General features: G+C 72.9%; 2 protein-coding genes. Both read right to left on the reverse strand.

The window, feature by feature from the left end; genetic code table 11:
- The coding region (locus MLY01S_RS11810) for a cytochrome P450 (protein ID WP_255218030.1) at nucleotides 1-1,210 on the reverse strand (1,210 nt) is incomplete at its 3' end.
- A gap of 14 nt (nucleotides 1,211-1,224) precedes the next feature.
- The gene (gene panD / locus MLY01S_RS11815; protein ID WP_067192421.1) at nucleotides 1,225-1,662 is read right to left on the reverse strand and encodes an aspartate 1-decarboxylase; all 438 of its coding nucleotides are present in this window, start codon (nucleotides 1,660-1,662) and stop codon (nucleotides 1,225-1,227) included.
- Nucleotides 1,663-1,786: the final 124 nt, after the last annotated feature.

Consider the following 1,786-nt stretch of genomic DNA (forward strand, 5'->3'; position numbering starts at 1 on the left):
CGGGCACCCCCTGGCGGAGCACGAGTCCACGCACGGCGTATCCCGCGATCAGGTCCTCCCACTCGATCCGCGGCTCCCCCACGAGCTCCACGTCCCGGCGCAGCAGCCGCTCGAGCAGCACCTCGGTCTCGATCATCGCGATGGTGTTTCCCGGGCAGCGGTGGGGCCCGTCCCCGAAGCTCATCAGCTCGGCCCGCACGCCTGAAGGCATGGTGCGCTCCGGGCACAGCCGCTTCCCGTCGTCGCCGATCGCCGGGTCCGCATTCGCGGCCCGGACGTAGAGGTCGAGGCGGTCGCCGGCCGGGATCGTCACCTCGCCCTGCTCCGTCATCAGGCGGACGTCGACGACGGCCCGGCGCAGCAGGTGCCCGACCACCGGCTCCAGCCGGAGCAGCTCGTGGAGGATCCGCCGCCTCCCGGCCGAGTCGGCCCCGAGGAACCGGATCCGCAGGTCCTCGTCCGTGAGCAGGTGCCAGGCGCAGACCTGCAGGAACTCGCGGGTGGTGACCATGCCGGCCGCGGCGTAGGTCACGCACTCCATGACGATCTCCAGCTCGGAGTAACCCTCTGCGATCAGATGGGAGAGCACATCCTCCCTCGCCTCGGCGCGGCGGGCCTTCAGCGCGGGCCGGACGTCCTTGAGGTGGAAGCGCAGCAGCTCCAGCGAGCCGGGCAGCGCCGCGGGCAGGGACAGCAGGCGGCGCCAGCCGGAGGCGCCGGGCTCGAGGACGGCGGCGGGCTGGTCGAAGAACCCGACGAGCCGCCGGGCCATCGCCTCCTGGTCCGAGTCGGTCAGGCCGATCACCTGGGCGGCCACCTGCGCGGTGAAGTGCAGGGTCAGCTCGGACATGTCCACGGCCTCGCCGGCGTCCAGGCGGGCGAGGAAGGCGTCCGCGCGGGCCTCGATGAGCTCCCGGTACCGGGTGTCCACCACCGTGGGCGCGAAGTAGCGGGCCACCTTGGTGCGCTGGGCGCGGTGTTCGTCCCCGTCGGCCCACAGCACGGGCCAGCGCGTGAGCGGCATGCTCTGGCGGACCGCCTCGGAGCCGAAGCCGGACTGGTGGACCTCGCCGCTGCGGCGCAGGACCTCGCGGACCAGGGCCAGGGACCGGACGTGCCACGTCGCCCGGCCCTGCTCGTCCACGGTGCGCTCAAGCGCAGGGGCCTCGGCCTCCCCGGGGCGGTCGGTGATGCGGTCGGACCCCGTCACCGGGCAGCCGACGGTCACAGCTCCGCCTGGGCCTCGCCGAAGCTCCGGGACTGCGGCGGGCGAGAGGTGCCATCCACGATCGCGTCGGCGGGGTCGTGGCCGAGCTCGACGATCCGGTTGTCCCCGTCCACGTGCACCACGGTGGGGGTGAAGGTGCGGGCCTCCTCCTCGCCCATCTGCCCGTAGGCGATGAGGATGACGGTGTCACCCGGCTGGATCAGGCGGGCGGCGGCGCCGTTGATGCCGATCACGCCCGAGCCGCGTTCGCCCGGGATGGTGTAGGTCTCCAGACGGGCGCCGTTGGTGACGTCCACGATGGACACGAGCTCGCCGGGCAGGATGCCCGCCGCGTCCAGCAGGTCCTGGTCCACGGTCACCGAGCCGACGTAGTGCAGGTCGGCCTGGGTCACCGTGGCCCGGTGGATCTTGGCATGGAACATGGTGCGCAGCATGGGTGAGGCCTCGCAGAGGTGGGCGGCAGGGAGAAGGTGGGGGCCGTCGTCGGGAAGGACCCCGTGCTCCAGCATAGGTGCGCCGGCGAGCGCACCCCAGACCCACCTCCGGACGATCAGCCCC

The sequence above is a fragment of the Micrococcus lylae NBRC 15355 genome (assembly GCF_001570885.1).
GTDB classification, from domain to species: Bacteria; Actinomycetota; Actinomycetes; order Actinomycetales; family Micrococcaceae; genus Micrococcus; species Micrococcus lylae.

Excerpts from the sequence above, each read along its gene's own strand:
- panD (WP_067192421.1), bottom strand. The coding sequence starts at position 1,662 with ATGCTGCGCACCATGTTCCATGCCAAGATCCACCGGGCCACGGTGACC.